This is a genomic window from Escherichia sp. MOD1-EC5433, from assembly GCF_002966005.1.
Taxonomy (GTDB): domain Bacteria; phylum Pseudomonadota; class Gammaproteobacteria; order Enterobacterales; family Enterobacteriaceae; genus Escherichia; species Escherichia ruysiae.
In genome coordinates this window covers 1-17901 of record NZ_PTRL01000005.1, presented here as the reverse complement: position 1 = coordinate 17901, position 17901 = coordinate 1, and the positions used below count along the sequence as shown (strand labels likewise).

The 17901-nt window shown below is 45.9% G+C and carries 18 protein-coding genes, 1 pseudogene and 1 other annotated feature; of the genes and pseudogenes, 9 read left to right on the top strand and 10 right to left on the bottom strand.

Translation table 11 applies throughout. The features are described 5' to 3' along the window. Positions 1–4: 4 nt before the first annotated feature. The 3 genes from C3D30_RS11630 to yefM form a co-directional block, all read right to left on the bottom strand. Positions 5–829 carry an SDR family oxidoreductase gene (locus C3D30_RS11630; RefSeq protein WP_105286902.1) on the bottom strand — a complete coding sequence of 275 codons (825 nt, stop codon included), beginning with the start codon at positions 827–829 and terminating at the stop codon, positions 5–7. Positions 830–911: 82 nt separating this feature from the next. Continuing rightward, a complete protein-coding gene (gene yoeB / locus C3D30_RS11625) occupies positions 912–1166 on the bottom strand; it encodes a type II toxin-antitoxin system mRNA interferase toxin YoeB (protein WP_105286901.1) in 255 nt (84 codons plus the stop codon). After that, positions 1163–1414 (bottom strand): YoeB-YefM toxin-antitoxin system antitoxin YefM, encoded by a 252-nt coding sequence (gene yefM, locus C3D30_RS11620; RefSeq protein WP_001259255.1) that lies wholly within the window; start codon positions 1412–1414, stop codon positions 1163–1165. The genes yoeB and yefM overlap by 4 nt, the downstream gene beginning before the upstream one ends. Positions 1415–1699: 285 nt before the next feature. Here yefM and hisL point away from each other — a divergent pair, with 285 nt between their 5' ends. The 9 genes from hisL to hisIE all read left to right on the top strand — a co-directional run bounded on the left by hisL (position 1700) and on the right by hisIE (position 8929). Continuing rightward, entirely contained in the window at positions 1700–1750 is a 51-nt protein-coding gene (gene hisL, locus C3D30_RS11615) for a his operon leader peptide (RefSeq protein ID WP_001364200.1), read from the top strand. Further along, positions 1726–1849 (top strand) — a sequence feature (His leader region). It overlaps the preceding gene by 25 nt. 46 nt (positions 1850–1895) lie before the next feature. After that, the gene (gene hisG / locus C3D30_RS11605) at positions 1896–2795 is read left to right on the top strand and encodes an ATP phosphoribosyltransferase (protein WP_000131781.1); all 900 of its coding nucleotides are present in this window, start codon (positions 1896–1898) and stop codon (positions 2793–2795) included. Positions 2796–2800: 5 nt separating this feature from the next. Then, entirely contained in the window at positions 2801–4105 is a 1305-nt protein-coding gene (gene hisD / locus C3D30_RS11600) for a histidinol dehydrogenase (RefSeq protein ID WP_105286900.1), read from the top strand. Beyond that, a complete protein-coding gene (hisC, locus tag C3D30_RS11595; protein ID WP_105286899.1) occupies positions 4102–5172 on the top strand; it encodes a histidinol-phosphate transaminase in 1071 nt (356 codons plus the stop codon). Before hisD ends, hisC begins: the two co-directional genes overlap by 4 nt. Next, positions 5172–6239, top strand: a complete 1068-nt coding sequence (hisB, locus tag C3D30_RS11590; RefSeq protein WP_000080096.1) for a bifunctional histidinol-phosphatase/imidazoleglycerol-phosphate dehydratase HisB — start codon at positions 5172–5174, stop codon at positions 6237–6239. The genes hisC and hisB overlap by 1 nt, the downstream gene beginning before the upstream one ends. Continuing rightward, positions 6239–6829 (top strand): imidazole glycerol phosphate synthase subunit HisH, encoded by a 591-nt coding sequence (hisH, locus tag C3D30_RS11585; RefSeq protein ID WP_001103560.1) that lies wholly within the window; start codon positions 6239–6241, stop codon positions 6827–6829. The genes hisB and hisH overlap by 1 nt, the downstream gene beginning before the upstream one ends. Beyond that, complete coding sequence (gene hisA / locus C3D30_RS11580; protein ID WP_105286898.1) at positions 6829–7566, top strand: 1-(5-phosphoribosyl)-5-[(5-phosphoribosylamino)methylideneamino]imidazole-4-carboxamide isomerase; 738 nt, start codon at positions 6829–6831, stop codon at positions 7564–7566. Before hisH ends, hisA begins: the two co-directional genes overlap by 1 nt. Next, positions 7548–8324: an imidazole glycerol phosphate synthase subunit HisF gene (gene hisF, locus C3D30_RS11575; protein WP_016158497.1), complete on the top strand. Its 777-nt coding sequence runs from the start codon at positions 7548–7550 to the stop codon at positions 8322–8324. The genes hisA and hisF overlap by 19 nt, the downstream gene beginning before the upstream one ends. Then, the gene (gene hisIE, locus C3D30_RS11570; protein WP_000954893.1) at positions 8318–8929 is read left to right on the top strand and encodes a bifunctional phosphoribosyl-AMP cyclohydrolase/phosphoribosyl-ATP diphosphatase HisIE; all 612 of its coding nucleotides are present in this window, start codon (positions 8318–8320) and stop codon (positions 8927–8929) included. Before hisF ends, hisIE begins: the two co-directional genes overlap by 7 nt. A gap of 96 nt (positions 8930–9025) precedes the next feature. On the opposite strand, the gene wzzB is transcribed toward hisIE, so the two are convergent. The 7 genes and pseudogenes from wzzB to C3D30_RS11535 form a co-directional block, all read right to left on the bottom strand. After that, positions 9026–10003 carry an LPS O-antigen chain length determinant protein WzzB gene (gene wzzB, locus C3D30_RS11565; protein ID WP_105286973.1) on the bottom strand — a complete coding sequence of 326 codons (978 nt, stop codon included), beginning with the start codon at positions 10001–10003 and terminating at the stop codon, positions 9026–9028. Between the two features lie 145 nt (positions 10004–10148). Beyond that, positions 10149–11315, bottom strand: coding sequence for a UDP-glucose 6-dehydrogenase (ugd, locus tag C3D30_RS11560; RefSeq protein ID WP_000704899.1), 1167 nt, complete (start codon positions 11313–11315; stop codon positions 10149–10151). Positions 11316–11560: 245 nt separating this feature from the next. Next, positions 11561–12967, bottom strand: a complete 1407-nt coding sequence (gene gnd, locus C3D30_RS11555) for an NADP-dependent phosphogluconate dehydrogenase (protein WP_000043468.1) — start codon at positions 12965–12967, stop codon at positions 11561–11563. A gap of 134 nt (positions 12968–13101) precedes the next feature. Continuing rightward, entirely contained in the window at positions 13102–14721 is a 1620-nt protein-coding gene (locus tag C3D30_RS11550) for an LTA synthase family protein (protein ID WP_238145709.1), read from the bottom strand. Positions 14722–14798: 77 nt separating this feature from the next. After that, positions 14799–15905: pseudogene (locus tag C3D30_RS11545) on the bottom strand (ISAs1 family transposase). 270 nt (positions 15906–16175) lie between these two features. Next, positions 16176–16736, bottom strand: a complete 561-nt coding sequence (locus C3D30_RS11540; protein ID WP_000009082.1) for an acyltransferase — start codon at positions 16734–16736, stop codon at positions 16176–16178. Positions 16737–16987: 251 nt separating this feature from the next. Then, positions 16988–17901 (bottom strand): glycosyltransferase family 4 protein (locus tag C3D30_RS11535; RefSeq protein ID WP_105286896.1); only part of this gene is annotated, 914 nt, incomplete at its 5' end.

The window sequence follows — 17901 nt, the reverse complement described above, 5'->3', positions numbered from 1 at the left end:
TCGTTTACTCCAGCGGCATTACCAGCGGATCGGGATACTGGTATTCAAATCCCAGTTCATTGCAAATCCGACTGCCATCAATAATTTTACCCTTACCGCTGTCCAGACTATTTCTGAACTGCGGGGGTTCCAGCCCCAGTAAACGAGCCATCTGTGGATAGAAAACATTGCGCGCAGGGTGAGCTGGCGCACATATATTATAGATGTGTCCGCCTTTAGGTGCCTGTAACAACAGGGTGATAGCGCCAATAACATCTTCCTGGTGGACTAAATTAACACCGTGCTCACCGTCAGGCGCGGTTTTTCCGGCAAAGAAGCATCCGGGATGGCGCCCTGGTCCGACCAGACCCGCAAGACGCAGAATATCGACCGAAGTACCGGGTAAATTGTGCAGCCAGTCTTCGAGTTCTTCTAATACTCGTCCACTATTGGTCACCGGATTACGCGGGGTAGTTTCTTTCACAGTGCCTTGTGCATCGCCATAGACAGACGTTGAGCTGGTAAAAATAATGCGGGGAATACGATGAGCCAGTGCGCTATCCACCAGCTCTTGCACAGCTTGTAAATAGAACTCATCGCCGGGGCCACTGCGACGTGCAGGAAGCGTAATGACCAGCGCATCGGCATCCATCAGGGCATCCAGATCGTCAGAATCACAAACTAACTCAGGCTCCATGCGAAGCAGATAGCTATCAATCCCGCTCATTCGGGCCGCTTCGACGCCATCTTGTGTGGTTTTACTCCCGGTGACCTGCCAGCCGCGCGCTGAAAGTGACATCGCCAGCGGCATACCTAACCACCCTAACCCGACAATTGCGACCTTTTTCATCCGTTTTCTCCTGATACACCTTAGATCTATAAGGCTACGCCAGCGTATCAAAACTGACAATTCATTCTATGAATGAATCTCTTCAATAATGATAACGACAGGCTGCAATGAGCAGTGAATCGTCAGTAACCGCGTATACCAGACGATGCTCCTCTGTAATGCGTCGGGACCAGAAGTCTGACAAATTATGTTTCAGGGGTTCTGGCTTCCCCTTTCCTTCAAATGGCGTTCTGCGGGTATCTTTGATAAGTTCAGTGATCTTTTTAACAATTCGCTTATCTGTTTCCTGCCAGTACAGATAATCATCCCATGATTCCACAGACCAGATGAGTTTCACTCAATAATGTCCTTTTCCGTTCCTTTGCCTGATTTCAGGCTATCGATTGAGTCCATCAATCTCCGGGCGTTAGCGGGGGAGCGCAGTAGATAAGCTGTCTCTTCCAGGGAGTTATATTCTTCGAGTGACATCAGAACACAAGCCTCGCCATTCTGACGAGTAATAAGGATTGGGGCATGATCTTCAACAGCTTTCATCATTGTTGCCGACAAATTCTGACGCGCTTCGCTGTAGCTAATTGTACGCATATCAACCTCCTCTTTTGTACAGGTCGTTGTACAATGATGAGTGGCAATTAACTATTTATTAATTAGTCTGTAGATCAAGGCATTGGTCAGTGAAAAGAAAAATCCCAGGCTTCGCTATTTTTGGTGTCGCCGGGTTAGAGGACAGCCCTCTTAGCCCCCTCCTTTCCCCGCTCATTCATTAAACAAATCTATCGTCACAAAATATATAAAAAAGCCCTTGCTTTCTAACGTGAAAGTGGTTTAGGTTAAAAGGCATCAGTTGAATAAACATTCACAGAGAATTTTATGACACGCGTTCAATTTAAACACCACCATCATCACCATCATCCTGACTAGTCTTTCAGGCGATGTGTGCTGGAAGACATTCAGATCTTCCAGTGGTGCATGAACGCATGAGAAAGCCCCCGGAAGATCATCTTCCGGGGGCTTTTTTATTGCGCGGTTGATAACGATTCAGACAGGTTTAAAGAGGAAGAAGAAAATGACAGACAACACTCGTTTACGCATAGCTATGCAGAAATCAGGGCGTTTAAGTGATGATTCACGCGAATTGCTGGCGCGCTGTGGCATTAAAATTAATCTTCACACCCAGCGCCTTATCGCAATGGCTGAAAACATGCCGATTGATATTCTGCGGGTGCGTGACGACGACATTCCAGGTCTGGTGATGGACGGCGTAGTTGACCTCGGGATTATTGGCGAAAACGTGCTGGAAGAAGAGCTGCTTAACCGCCGCGCCCAGGGTGAAGATCCGCGCTACTTTACCCTGCGTCGTCTCGATTTCGGCGGCTGCCGCCTTTCGCTGGCAACGCCAGTTGATGAAGCCTGGGACGGCCCGCTCTCCTTAAACGGTAAACGTATTGCCACCTCTTATCCTCACCTGCTCAAACGTTATCTCGACCAGAAAGGTATCTCTTTTAAATCCTGCTTACTGAACGGTTCTGTCGAAGTCGCCCCGCGCGCCGGACTGGCGGATGCGATTTGCGATCTGGTTTCCACCGGTGCCACGCTGGAAGCTAACGGCCTGCGCGAAGTCGAAGTTATCTACCGCTCGAAAGCCTGCCTGATCCAGCGCGATGGCGAAATGGAAGAATCCAAACAGCAACTGATCGACAAACTGCTGACCCGTATTCAGGGAGTGATCCAGGCGCGCGAATCAAAATACATCATGATGCACGCACCGACCGAACGTCTGGATGATGTCATCGCCCTGCTGCCAGGTGCAGAACGCCCGACTATTCTGCCGCTGGCGGGTGACCAACAGCGCGTAGCGATGCACATGGTCAGCAGCGAAACCCTGTTCTGGGAAACCATGGAAAAATTGAAGGAGCTGGGCGCCAGCTCGATTCTGGTTCTGCCAATTGAGAAGATGATGGAGTAATAGCCATGAGCTTTAACACAATCATTGACTGGAATAGCTGTACTGCGGAACAACAACGCCAGCTCTTAATGCGCCCGGCGATCTCCGCCTCTGAAAGCATCACCCGTACCGTCCGTGAAATTTTAGATAACGTGAAAGCACGCGGCGATGATGCCCTGCGGGAATACAGCGCGAAGTTTGATAAAACCACGGTTACCGCACTGAAAGTAACTGCTAAGGAAATTGCCGACGCCTGCGAACGCCTGAGCGACGAGCTGAAACAGGCAATGGCGGTGGCAGTAAAGAATATTGAAACCTTCCACACTGCGCAAAAACTGCCTCCGGTAGATGTCGAAACTCAACCAGGCGTGCGTTGCCAGCAGGTCACGCGCCCGGTGGCTTCGGTTGGTTTGTATATTCCTGGCGGCTCCGCCCCGCTCTTCTCAACCGTATTAATGCTGGCGACTCCGGCGCGTATTGCAGGCTGTAATAAAGTTGTGCTGTGCTCACCGCCGCCGATTGCCGATGAGATCCTTTACGCGGCGCAACTGTGTGGCGTGCAGGACGTGTTTAACGTCGGCGGCGCTCAGGCCATTGCCGCGCTGGCGTTCGGTACGGAATCTGTACCGAAAGTGGACAAAATTTTCGGGCCTGGTAACTCCTTTGTGACAGAAGCAAAACGCCAGGTGAGCCAGCGTCTGGACGGTGCGGCGATCGATATGCCCGCAGGCCCGTCGGAAGTGCTGGTGATTGCTGACAGCGGCGCAACACCGGATTTTGTCGCCTCTGATTTGCTCTCCCAGGCAGAACACGGCCCGGACTCGCAGGTGATTTTACTGACGCCCGATGTTGATATGGCGCGTCGCGTTGCCGAAGCCGTCGAACGCCAGTTGGCAGAACTGCCGCGTGCCGAAACCGCCCGCCAGGCACTGAGCGCCAGTCGCCTGATCGTGACCAACGATTTAGCGCAGTGCGTAGAGATCTCCAACCAGTACGGCCCGGAGCACCTGATCATTCAGACCCGCAACGCCCGTGAACTGGTCGATGGCATCACCAGTGCCGGTTCGGTATTTCTTGGTGACTGGTCACCGGAATCGGCGGGCGACTACGCCTCCGGCACCAATCACGTGCTGCCGACTTACGGTTACACCGCCACCTGTTCCAGTCTCGGCCTGGCGGATTTCCAGAAGCGCATGACCGTGCAAGAACTGTCAAAAGAAGGGTTTTCCGCGCTAGCTTCGACCATTGAAACGCTGGCCGCCGCCGAGCGCCTGACCGCCCACAAAAATGCCGTTACTTTGCGTGTTAACGCCCTTAAGGAGCAAGCATGAGCACCGTGACTATTACCGATTTAGCGCGTGAAAACGTCCGCAACCTGACGCCGTATCAGTCGGCGCGTCGTCTGGGCGGTAACGGCGATGTCTGGCTGAACGCCAACGAATATCCCACAGCCGTGGAGTTTCAGCTTACTCAGCAAACGCTCAACCGTTACCCGGAATGTCAGCCGAAAGCGGTCATTGAAAATTATGCACAGTATGCAGGCGTGAAACCGGAACAGGTGCTGGTGAGCCGTGGCGCGGACGAAGGTATTGAACTGCTGATTCGCGCTTTTTGCGAACCGGGCAAAGACGCCATCCTCTACTGCCCGCCAACGTACGGCATGTACAGCGTCAGCGCCGAAACCATTGGCGTCGAGTGCCGCACGGTGCCGACGCTGGAAAACTGGCAACTGGACTTGCAGGGGATTTCCGATAAGCTGGACGGCGTAAAAGTGGTCTACGTTTGCAGCCCCAACAACCCAACCGGGCAACTGATCAACCCGCAGGATTTTCGCACGTTGCTGGAGTTAACTCGCGGTAAGGCAATTGTGGTTGCTGATGAAGCCTATATTGAATTTTGTCCGCAGGCATCGCTGGCGGGCTGGCTGGCGGAATATCCACATCTGGCTATTTTGCGTACCCTTTCGAAAGCTTTCGCTCTGGCGGGGCTTCGTTGCGGGTTTACGCTGGCAAATGAAGAAGTCATCAACCTGTTAATGAAAGTGATCGCCCCCTACCCGCTCTCGACGCCGGTTGCCGACATTGCCGCACAGGCGTTAAGCCCGCAGGGAATCGTCGCCATGCGCGAACGAGTGGAGCAAATCATCGCAGAACGTGACTACCTGATTGCCGCACTGAAAGAAATTCCCTGCGTGGAGCAGGTTTTTGACTCCGAAACCAACTACATTCTGGCGCGCTTTAAAGCCTCCAGTGCGGTGTTTAAATCTTTGTGGGATCAGGGCATTATCTTACGTGATCAGAATAAACAACCCTCTTTAAGCGGCTGCCTGCGAATTACCGTCGGAACCCGTGAAGAAAGCCAGCGCGTCATTGACGCCTTACGTGCGGAGCAAGTTTGATGAGTCAGAAGTATCTTTTTATCGATCGCGATGGAACCCTGATTAGCGAGCCGCCGAGTGATTTTCAGGTGGATCGTTTTGACAAACTCGCCTTTGAACCAGGCGTGATCCCGGAACTGCTGAAGCTGCAAAAAGCGGGCTACAAGCTGGTGATGATCACTAATCAGGATGGTCTGGGGACGCAAAGTTTCCCGCAGGCAGATTTCGATGGTCCGCACAACCTGATGATGCAGATCTTCACCTCGCAAGGCGTACAGTTTGATGAAGTGCTGATTTGCCCGCACCTGCCCGCAGATGAGTGCGACTGCCGCAAACCGAAAGTAAAACTGGTGGAGCGTTACCTGGCTGAACAAGCAATGGATCGTGCCAACAGTTATGTGATTGGCGATCGCGCGACCGATATTCAACTCGCAGAAAACATGGGTATTAATGGCTTACGCTACGATCGCGAAACCCTGAACTGGCCGATGATTGGCGAACAACTCACCAGACGTGATCGTTACGCTCACGTGGTACGCAACACCAAAGAGACGCAGATTGACGTTCAGGTATGGCTGGATCGCGAAGGCGGCAGCAAGATTAACACCGGCGTTGGCTTCTTTGATCACATGCTGGATCAGATTGCCACCCACGGCGGCTTCCGTATGGAAATCAACGTTAAAGGCGACCTCTATATCGACGATCACCACACCGTCGAAGATACCGGTCTGGCGCTGGGCGAAGCGTTAAAAATTGCCCTTGGTGACAAACGCGGTATTTGCCGCTTTGGTTTTGTCCTGCCGATGGATGAATGCCTTGCGCGCTGCGCGCTGGATATCTCAGGTCGCCCGCATCTGGAATATAAAGCCGAGTTTACCTACCAGCGCGTGGGCGATCTCAGCACTGAAATGATCGAACACTTCTTCCGTTCGCTCTCATACACCATGGGCGTGACGCTGCACCTGAAAACCAAAGGTAAAAACGATCACCACCGTGTAGAGAGCCTGTTCAAAGCCTTCGGTCGCACCCTGCGCCAGGCCATCCGCGTGGAAGGCGACACCCTGCCCTCGTCGAAAGGAGTGCTGTAATGAACGTGGTGATCCTTGATACTGGCTGCGCCAATCTGAACTCCGTGAAGTCAGCCATCGCGCGTCACGGCTATGAACCGAAAGTCAGCCGTGACCCGGATGTGGTGTTGCTGGCCGATAAACTTTTTTTACCCGGCGTTGGCACTGCGCAAGCGGCGATGGATCAGGTACGTGAGCGCGAACTGTTTGATCTCATCAAGGCCTGTACCCAACCGGTGCTGGGCATCTGCTTAGGGATGCAACTACTGGGACGACGCAGCGAAGAGAGCAACGGCGTCGATTTGCTGGGCATCATCGACGAAGATGTACCGAAAATGACCGACTTTGGTCTGCCGCTGCCGCATATGGGCTGGAATCGCGTTTACCCGCAGGCGGGCAACCGTCTTTTTCAGGGAATTGAAGACGGCGCGTACTTTTACTTTGTTCACAGCTACGCAATGCCGGTCAATCCGTGGACCATCGCCCAGTGCAACTACGGCGAACCGTTCACCGCTGCGGTGCAAAAAGATAACTTCTACGGCGTGCAGTTCCACCCGGAGCGTTCTGGTGCCGCTGGCGCTAAGTTGCTGAAAAACTTCCTGGAGATGTAATGATTATTCCGGCATTAGATTTAATCGACGGCACCGTGGTGCGTCTCCATCAGGGCGATTACGGCAAACAGCGTGATTACGGTAACGACCCGCTGCTGCGCTTACAGGATTACGCCGCACAGGGTGCCGAAGTGCTGCACCTGGTGGATCTGACCGGGGCAAAAGATCCGGCTAAACGCCAAATCCCCCTGATTAAAACGCTGGTCGCAGGCGTTAACGTTCCTGTGCAGGTTGGCGGCGGCGTGCGTAGCGAAGAAGACGTGGCAGCATTACTGGAAGCAGGCGTTGCGCGCGTCGTAGTCGGCTCCACCGCAGTGAAATCACCCGACATGGTGAAAGGCTGGTTTGAACGCTTCGGTGCCGATGCGCTGGTGCTGGCGCTGGATGTACGCATTGACGAGCAAGGCAACAAACAGGTGGCAGTGAGCGGCTGGCAAGAAAACTCGGGCGTTTCACTGGAACAACTGGTGGAAACCTATCTGCCAGTCGGCCTGAAACATGTGCTGTGTACCGATATCTCGCGCGACGGCACGCTGGCAGGTTCTAACGTCTCTTTATATGAAGAAGTGTGCGCCAGATATCCGCAGGTGGCGTTTCAGTCCTCCGGCGGCATTGGCGACATTGATGATGTCGCTGCCCTGCGTGGTACTGGTGTGCGCGGCGTAATAGTTGGTCGGGCATTACTGGAAGGTAAATTCACCGTGAAGGAGGCCATCGCATGTTGGCAAAACGCATAATTCCATGTCTCGACGTTCGTGATGGTCAGGTGGTGAAAGGCGTACAGTTTCGCAACCATGAAATCATTGGCGATATTGTGCCGCTGGCAAAACGCTACGCCGAAGAAGGCGCTGACGAGCTGGTGTTCTACGATATCACCGCTTCCAGCGATGGGCGTGTGGTAGATAAAAGCTGGGTATCTCGCGTGGCGGAAGTGATCGATATTCCCTTCTGCGTAGCTGGCGGGATTAAGTCCCTGGATGACGCTGCCAAAATTCTTTCTTTTGGTGCGGATAAAATATCCATCAACTCCCCTGCGCTGGCAGATCCGACATTGATCACCCGTCTGGCAGATCGTTTTGGCGTGCAGTGTATTGTGGTAGGCATTGATACCTGGTACGACGCAGAAACCGGCAAGTATCACGTTAATCAATATACCGGCGATGAAAACCGCACCCGCGTCACTCAATGGGAAACGCTCGACTGGGTACAGGAAGTACAAAAACGCGGTGCCGGAGAAATCGTTCTTAATATGATGAATCAGGACGGCGTGCGTAACGGTTACGACCTCGAACAACTGAAAAAAGTGCGTGAAGTTTGCCACGTCCCGCTGATTGCCTCCGGTGGCGCGGGCACTATGGAACACTTCCTCGAAGCCTTCCGCGATGCCGACGTTGACGGCGCGCTGGCAGCGTCCGTATTCCACAAACAAATAATCAATATTGGTGAATTAAAAGCGTACCTGGCAACACAGGGCGTGGAGATCAGGATATGTTAACAGAACAACAACGCCGCGAACTAGACTGGGAAAAAACCGACGGACTAATGCCGGTGATTGTGCAACACGCGGTATCCGGCGAAGTGTTAATGCTGGGCTACATGAACCCGGAAGCTCTGGATAAAACCATCGAAAGCGGCAAGGTCACTTTCTTCTCGCGCACTAAACAGCGACTGTGGACCAAAGGCGAAACGTCGGGCAATTTCCTCAACGTAGTGAGCATTGCGCCGGACTGCGACAACGACACACTACTGGTGCTGGCGAATCCCATCGGCCCAACCTGCCATAAAGGCACAAGTAGTTGCTTCGGCGATACCGCTCACCAGTGGCTGTTCCTGTATCAACTGGAACAACTGCTCGCCGAGCGCAAATCTGCCGATCCGGAAACCTCCTACACCGCCAAACTGTATGCCAGCGGCACCAAGCGTATCGCACAAAAAGTTGGTGAAGAAGGCGTGGAAACCGCACTGGCCGCGACGGTACATGACCGCTTTGAACTGACCAACGAAGCATCTGATTTGATGTATCACCTGCTGGTATTGTTGCAGGATCAGGATCTGGATTTAACGACGGTGATTGAGAACTTACGCAAGCGGCATCAGTGAATTGGGGCTGACTGGATGTGATGTTTTTGTCGCATCCAGCAACAAAAAACGGGCACGGTGTCACCACCCTGCCCGTTTTCATTAAAGCTAAAAAGATTATTTCGCGTTGTAATTGCGCAGCGCATTACGCCCCAGCACAATCCCCGCGCCAACCATACCGCCCAGCAGCACAGCCAGAATCAGTGTGATGGCCTTTTTCGGGCTATCGCGACGAATTGGCAGTGTGGGTTTCATAACGTAACGGTAGGCATTTATATCAAGATCATCAACCTTCAGGCTTTCGATATCCAAAAGGTTTTGACGAGTCTGGTAGTAGCCAGGAGAGAAAACCAGCGGACGGGTCGCTTCATGCTTGATCATCGATTCCAGTGCATCACTCCCCAGAAGGAACAACGTATCCTGCGTTACGTCTTCGGTCTGTTGAATATGTGGCTTTGCCAACTGCGCCTGATTCGCATATTGCAACGCTTCCTGAATCTGGCGGATACGCAGATCTTTTTGCTCCTGTGCCACCACTTCCTGCGTTTTCAAAGAGTCTTTCAGGGTTTTCATACCCAAAGCAATATTATCTTTCAGGTCCTTTTCCAGCTCTTTATTCACCTGGTCATCAACCTGTTGAATATATTCAGCCAGCTTCTTCTGTGCGTCAGCCGCAGTTTGCCCGACATAAGAAACAGCTAATGGCAACGGCTGATTTTTAACAGAAGGTTCAATGGTCAGTTTTTCTGGTTCTTCCTGATTATCCAGCGTTTCGGCTAATGCAGAGAAGGCAGAACTGAAGCGACCAATTAACGCCTCCTGTAAATCCGACACTTTCGGTGCTGCCGGACCATAGATAACATTCATGGCATTGTTATAGCCAGCAATTTGCCCCACATCTGGCTGAGTAACAATGGCTGTCGACGTCCATTTCTCTTTCGCGACCGCCAGATATCCGATAGCCAGAGCGATTGCCACAATAACAGTGATGAAGATTGTCACCTTCCCACGCCACAACTGCATCAGTAAATCAATTAAATCAATCTGTTCCGGGTCATGGTTATGCCCAGGAATATTATTATTTTCAACTCTCATCATTACCCTAACAGACGGAAAATTTCAGGTCGCCATAGTTTAGCGATAATCTGTATGAATGCCATAGGAGTAACAATAAAAATACTGAATTACTCCACGAGCATTAAATGGCGTGCGTACAGAAAACCATCATGGTAACAATAGGTTAGTCACTACCGAAAAGATCACGGGTGTAGACCTTATTTGCTACATCCTTAAGCTCTTCAGACATACGATTAGAAATGATGACATCAGCCTGTTGCTTAAACGTTGTGAGGTCACGTTCCAGTCGCGAGTTGAAGAACGATTCTTCCTTCATCACTGGTTCATAAATGATAACTTCAACACCCTTAGCTTTGATCCGTTTCATAATCCCCTGAATGGACGAAGCGCGGAAGTTATCCGAACCACTCTTCATTATCAGACGATATATTCCAACTACTTTAGGTTTGCGCGACAAGATAGCATCGGCGATGAAGTCTTTCCGGGTACGATTAGCCTCAACGATGGCAGAGATAATATTATTGGGAACAGACTGATAGTTTGCCAACAGCTGCTTAGTATCTTTCGGTAGACAGTAGCCACCGTAACCAAATGATGGATTGTTGTAGTGGTTGCCGATGCGTGGATCAAGACAAACGCCTTCAATAATTTGACGGGTGTTCAATCCTAAACTTTCTGCATAGCTATCCAGTTCGTTAAAGTACGCCACACGCATCGCGAGATAGGTATTAGCAAAAAGTTTAATTGCTTCAGCTTCTGTTGAATCAGTAAACAGGGTTGGAATATTTTGTTTGATTGCCCCTTCCTGTAATAACGCGGCAAAACGCTCTGCACGTTCAGAACGTTCGCCGATCACGATACGAGAAGGATGAAGATTATCGTAAAGGGCTTTACCTTCGCGAAGGAATTCGGGGGAGAAAATAATATTTTCGGTGTGGTATTTCTTATGCATAGCGGCGGTAAAACCTACCGGAACCGTGGATTTGATAACCATTACCGCCTGGGGATTTATCTCTGTTACATCTTTAATTACTGATTCTACGCTGGATGTATTGAAATAATTAGTTTTAGGATCATAGTCAGTCGGAGTTGCGATAATCACATAATCTGTATTCCGGTAAGCTTCATTTTTATCTAAAGTGGCATTAAAGCATATTTTATCTGATTGCAAATACTGCTGAATCTCTTTGTCAACAATAGGAGATATCCTATCATTCAGCATTGCGACTCGTGACGGTAAAATATCTAATGCGACAACTTCATGATTTTGTGCGATTAAAAGCCCATTTGAAAGGCCTACATAGCCGGTACCGGAAATGGTGATTTTCATTTCATGCTCTCAGAATTAACTTAACTATGAATCATGATGTTTTTAGCATCCTGATAAGAGTTAAAAGTTTTAACGCTACGGTGATGAGTGGTCAACGCAACGAAAAACAATTCAGATTTTCTTTATAAGAATAGCTAATATTTATTAAGTTAATATTAAGCAATGAAATTTAGTCTATAAGATTTATGGCAAAAAAAAGCCCAGCGATAAATGCCGGGCCTTAGTTTATTACTGATTAAATCAGATTAATCCAACCATTCGGTGTGGAATACACCTTCTTTATCAATGCGTTTATAAGTATGCGCACCGAAATAGTCACGCTGTGCCTGGATCAGATTCGCAGGCAGTACCGCAGCACGATAGCTATCATAATAAGCAACCGCAGCGGCAAAGGTTGGAACCGGAATACCGTTTTGCACCGCATAAGCTACAACATCACGCAGAGCTTGCTGGTAATCGTCGGCGATTTGCTTGAAGTACGGCGCTAACAACAAGTTAGCGATCTTCGGATTTTCAGCGTAAGCATCAGTGATTTTCTGCAGGAACTGAGCGCGGATGATACAGCCAGCACGGAAGATCTTCGCGATTTCACCATAGTTCAGATCCCAGTTGTACTCTTCAGATGCGGCACGTAGCTGTGAGAAGCCCTGAGCGTAAGAAACAATCTTACCCAGATAAAGCGCACGACGAACTTTCTCAATGAATTCAGCTTTGTCGCCTGCAGGTTGTGCTTGCGGACCGGACAGTACTTTAGACGCCGCAACACGCTGCTCTTTGAGAGAAGAGATGTAACGTGCAAACACTGATTCAGTGATCAGTGACAGAGGCTCACCGAGATCCAGCGCACTCTGGCTGGTCCACTTACCAGTACCTTTGTTAGCTGCCTCATCCAGAATCACATCGACCAGGTAGTTACCGTCTTCATCTTTTTTGGTGAAGATATCTTTAGTGATGTCGATCAGATAGCTGCTCAGCTCACCGTTATTCCACTCGGTGAAAGTCTGAGCCAGCTCTTCATTGGAGAGATTCAGGCCACCTTTAAGCAGAGAATAGGCTTCCGCAATCAGCTGCATATCGCCGTATTCAATACCGTTGTGAACCATTTTTACGTAGTGACCTGCACCGTCGGCACCAATATAGGTAACACACGGTTCACCATCTTCAGCTACGGCAGCAATTTTGGTGAGGATTGGCGCAACCAGTTCATAGGCTTCTTTCTGACCACCAGGCATGATGGAAGGCCCTTTCAGCGCGCCCTCTTCACCACCGGAAACACCAGTACCGATGAAATTAAAACCTTCTGCGGAAAGCTCACGGTTGCGACGAATGGTGTCCTGGAAGAAAGTATTACCACCATCAATGATGATGTCGCCTTTATCGAGGTATGGTTTCAAGGAATCAATAGCAGCATCCGTGCCTGCACCTGCTTTCACCATTAACAGGATGCGACGAGGCGTTTCAAGAGATTCAACAAACTCTTTCACCGTATAGTAAGGAACCAGTTTTTTGCCTGGATTTTCAGCAATAACTTCTTCCGTCTTTTCACGGGAACGGTTGAAAATAGAGACGGTATAACCACGGCTTTCGATGTTGAGCGCAAGGTTGCGCCCCATCACTGCCATACCGACGACGCCAATCTGTTGCTTTGACATTGTTTACTCCTGTCAGGGGTGGTCACCGCGGGGTTGCGGCTTATTTAAGATAAATAATAGCTTAATTTATATCTTATTTTACAGTCATATTTTTCATAATTAAGGGATCGATTGTTTCTTACCCAATTATCTACTTATCCACTGATATTATAAAAACGTTCAGCAAGTTTTATTAATTCACTATCACTATTATTTGGTATTAGTTCAACATGATTTTCTTTGCTTGTAATGAAATAGTCACTACCAATAGCAGAAAGATGTGAAAACGGCGATGTGCATTCCTTATCAAAAAGAGAACATCCCAAAAAATAGTTCATTGAATACTGAATCCCTAACATGTGCAATATTGTTGGCGCAAAGCTTAATGAATTTTTACCGTCTGCATCCAAAATTTCAGGAGTGATATCTCCTCCAATAACCAGAAATGGTATTTCGCCTACAAAGTAACGAGAATCGCTATTAAATGCTTTTTTATATTCTGTCGAAGGAAATGTTGAATGATCTGACGTTATTATTAATAATGTATTATTATAAAATGAACTACGCCGAAAGAAGTCAACAAATTTCCCTAACTGAAAATCATAGTTATAGAATTTATTGTAGAGCGGGTTGTTACCATCAAAATATTTTTCATTTGGACTATCTTGACCATGATGAGTACCAGATGGATAGACACCAATAAAGAAGTGTTCTTTTTTATTTTCCTGAGAACGTAAAAAATATTGCAGTGCATTAAATGTTTGCTTATCCGTCATTCTGTCTCGTTGGTAACCAATAAAATCACCCATACCAAGAACTTTATCAAAATTGAGTGTCTTCAACATTGTATTGAGTGGGCTATTTTTTTCGGTGGAAGCTATAAAATAACTTTTATAGCCATACTCTTTTAATATATCCGGTAAAGATGTTTGACGGTGAAGGTAAATATTATTAATTTCTGTGTTAGATAATTGTGCAATACCTGTACCAGCGTCAGTTAAACCATCCCGAAATTGATAACCCGAAGTTAACTGACCTCTCAATCCTCGAAATGTTGCAGCTGTATGGTTATAATAATTTTTAAAACTTAGTGCTTCAGTAGATAACTTATTTAAATTAGGTGTAACTGAAAATGCTCCTGGTTTGGCGTTGCCCATAATTTCAGATGAAAATCCCTCAGTAAATATTACAATAACGTTACGACCTTTGAAACTGTAGTTATTTTTTATAGGGTTAATAAAAACACTTGTTTTTAAAAAATATTTCCCCGCATCTCCGATCTTCTTACTAGGCTTAAAGGTTTGCTGTAAATAGAACAATTTTGCCGTTTCATAAAAAGCATATACTGGTCCCGCACTTATGAAAGAACACACAAGCAATAATACTATACAGAGAAGGTTAAATTTATAATATTTAATACGCTCGATTAGAGCACCTGAAGGCATTGTAATGAATGAAACTATAACAAATAAAATAAAAACAAAAAAAACTTTAATTACCTCGCCAATGCCAAGGGATTCAATTTCTGCAGCATTCGACAAGGCAAGAGGCATCAAATATTGTCCTGAACTAAATAGCGACGCTGCCTGCACACCTAAAATGCAAAGATAAATTCCCCATAAAACATTACTTACAAACTTTCTCTTTATCAGAAAGATTGCCACACTTGTAAATGTGTATTCAATAGTAAATAAAAAAGCACAATCCGCCCTTCCAGAGTAAAGTAAAACACTCAAAAAAATACAGAAAGGTAAAATTATTCTAATAATACTCATAAAGTTCATGTTGGGTTAAACCATATTATTTGAAATTTTTAATGTTATTTAATCAGCATTGTATCACCAGCGCAAGATTACGAAAACCGGCTCCCCGCAAAGACTGACGCGAGGTAGTCTCTGTCCATAGCTGTTTTTCTCATCTTACGTCTTAACCCTGCCTTGAATACTTTATCTTTCGTCAAAATATTAATGGCGATATGCCTTATCCCCGAAAATAATTCAGCTGCATTTCCCCTTCTTATTTTGCAGTCGTCTTCATTCATTACCACGTCCAGACGCCAGTGCAGCTTATTCTCTACGTGCCAGTGATTTCGAATCGCTGTCGCAAACTTCTCTGCTGTTAAATCAGCAGAACTGATATAATATCTGACCGTCATTTCTGGCTCATTCTTTTGTTCTGCTATTATTGACCGAAAGGAGACTACACTCATCATTTTTCAGTCCCTTCCATTAAAACGTTAAATCAATAAGTTCATCAGGGACATCGCAAACAATATGCAGACGGATTTCCTCTCTGCCTTGACTCTTTTCACTAATTGCGTAACTGTCATGCTCTGGATTATTTAATTCTTTCAGCGGGAATTTTTCCTCAAAGGATTGATGAAACCGCCCCTTATTTCCTTTTACAGCGAATAAATAATCACCTCCCTGTTTTTGTATCTTCTCTGCAATATCTTTCTGGCACCCCATCGCATCAGTTGTGATAACTATTCCTTTAATATTCAACATGTTAATAAGTTCAGGGATAGCTGTGATCTCATTAGATTTCTCATCCGTCTTGATCTGTCCGATGACGAGACTGTGCATTGTTGAGAACGCACTAATGGCATGAATCGCTCCCTTGCGACGACTCTTATCATAAGAGTGCCGGAGCGTTTTTCCATCAATTGCAATGACGTCTTTATCATTTGAGGAATGGCAGTCACGCATCCAGTTAATAAAGCACTCGTGAAATTTTGCAGGACTGATACAGGATACAACTCTGGCAATGGTATCGTGAACAGGAATACCACTTTCAAAATTACCATATTGCTTCAAAAAATCGAGATGTCTTTTACCAAAATCCTCTATATCTTCCCGCCTTCTGCACCAGAAATGACGGCACAAATAGTCAACAGTAGAATATCTGACAATTTATGTTCTACTTTCCAAGATTGTCTGTAATCGGGGATAATAGAAATATGTTACATCAATGTTTTAAGTTCCATTTTGTTCTCCTTATTTATGAAAGGAGTATATGATCATATATAAGCTATGAAAAACAGTTTTAGGTAATAAGGAATATTTCAATTATTGAACATAAAATGCAAATTATTTAGTGCAACAAGTGTACGCCTGATGATCTTTCCTGGCTCCCTAGTACATACAAGAAACAGCATTACGTAACTCTTCTCGGAACCAATAACTAAACAGAAAAATCTAAAATATTGTACAGAGCTACTAACTTGCTTTCATTTATTTTCTTTATGAAAGAGTTGTTCAAGCTCCAGCAGATCTTTTTTTCTTTCCTTTATTCTCTTTGCAGGAATCCCGAAATAACACCCCCAAGCTTTTGTAGACTTTGTAACCATTGTCATAGCTCCGATTGAGCATCCTTCTTCAATTGTTACGCCGGGAAAAATTAATGAATTTGTACCAACAATCACATGTTTGCCAATTACAACTTGCTTAATTATTTCTTTTTTATATTTTTTAGGAATCGTTGGGTTGGTCAGAGTACGTCCAGTATAATCATCAGATTGAGAAAAGACATGGCAACCATATGCCAGTCCAGAGAAGTCATCAAATGTAATGCCTTCTATTCCCCCTGCAACATTACAGTATGCGGCAATATGAACATTATTTCCTATAGATATTTTTCCAGACAACAGACAAAAATCATCTATTCGAGAATTATCCCCAATCTCAATTTTTTCAGGGTTATAAATTGATGCTTTTTCACTTATTTTGACATTTTTTCCAAGTTTTTTAAAACCTATTTTTCTGAGTTCTGAATCTGATAAGAATGACATTTTTATCCTCTTTTATATTAAAATCATAATCAAAATATTTTTTAGTCTCAACTACTGAGTTGAATTTCCACTGCGAGTTCAAAAAACCATGATATCATAAAAATTTCACTTTAACCCAAAGCACATCTTTTTAAGCTATAGATACACATGACATGAGGTAAATTTTTTAAGCAAAAAATTTAACATATATCCAACAGATCAAGGATACATTTCTATCTAGTGGATTTTTTAAATAAAACTTTCAACACACTTTAAGACATATATTTTGTTAATGTATCATGGTATATTTTTATTATTTTCCTTTCATCAAAATTTTTAATGATATAGTCCCGCCCTTTTTTTCCCATAGTTTCTCTTTCTTGTGGAGTGAGTTCAATAAGTTTACGCATTACATTAGCTAACCCAATATAATCACGTACATTGCAAAGGTATCCCGTTTCACCATCGACTACAACATCCTTGCAACCTACATTGTTTGTGGTAATTATTGGCTTACACATTGATGAAGCTTCCATCAACACACGAGGTACCCCCTCTCTATAGAATGAAGGCAAAACAATACAATCTGCGCTAATTATGTGCGGTCTAACATCACTTTCAACACCTAAATACTCGATAATACCTTTAATTTGCCAATTTTCAATTTCCTGTCTTGTAATCGCTCCGGGGTTTTGACTATCGCAAGCACCCAGCAGCTGGAATCTAATGCCAGGAAACTCAGACTTCAGAATATTAGCAGCATCAATATATACACCAATTCCCTTTTCCCATAGCATCCGAGCTATAAGAAGAAATGTAATATTATCATTATATTTAGTCTTGCACGAAACCTGGCTGGGGGTGAAATAACTGGTATCAACGCCTTCACTTGCCAGAATAAATGATTTACTCTCATTGATTATTCTTTTTCTCAGAAATACATTTCTATCATCCTCATTCAGAAACCAAACCTCTTTTGCAAAGCGAAAAGAAAAAGCATACAATTGAGTTATGAATTTAGTCAGAAGTGTTTCTTTATTAAATACAAACCCTAATCCTGTAGTTACCGCTATAGATTTACAATTCGTAATACCAGCAGCTATAGATCCATAGATATTTAGTTTAATTGTGTAATGAAAAATAAAATGAGGTTTTATTTTCTTATATATTTTTATTAGCTTTAATA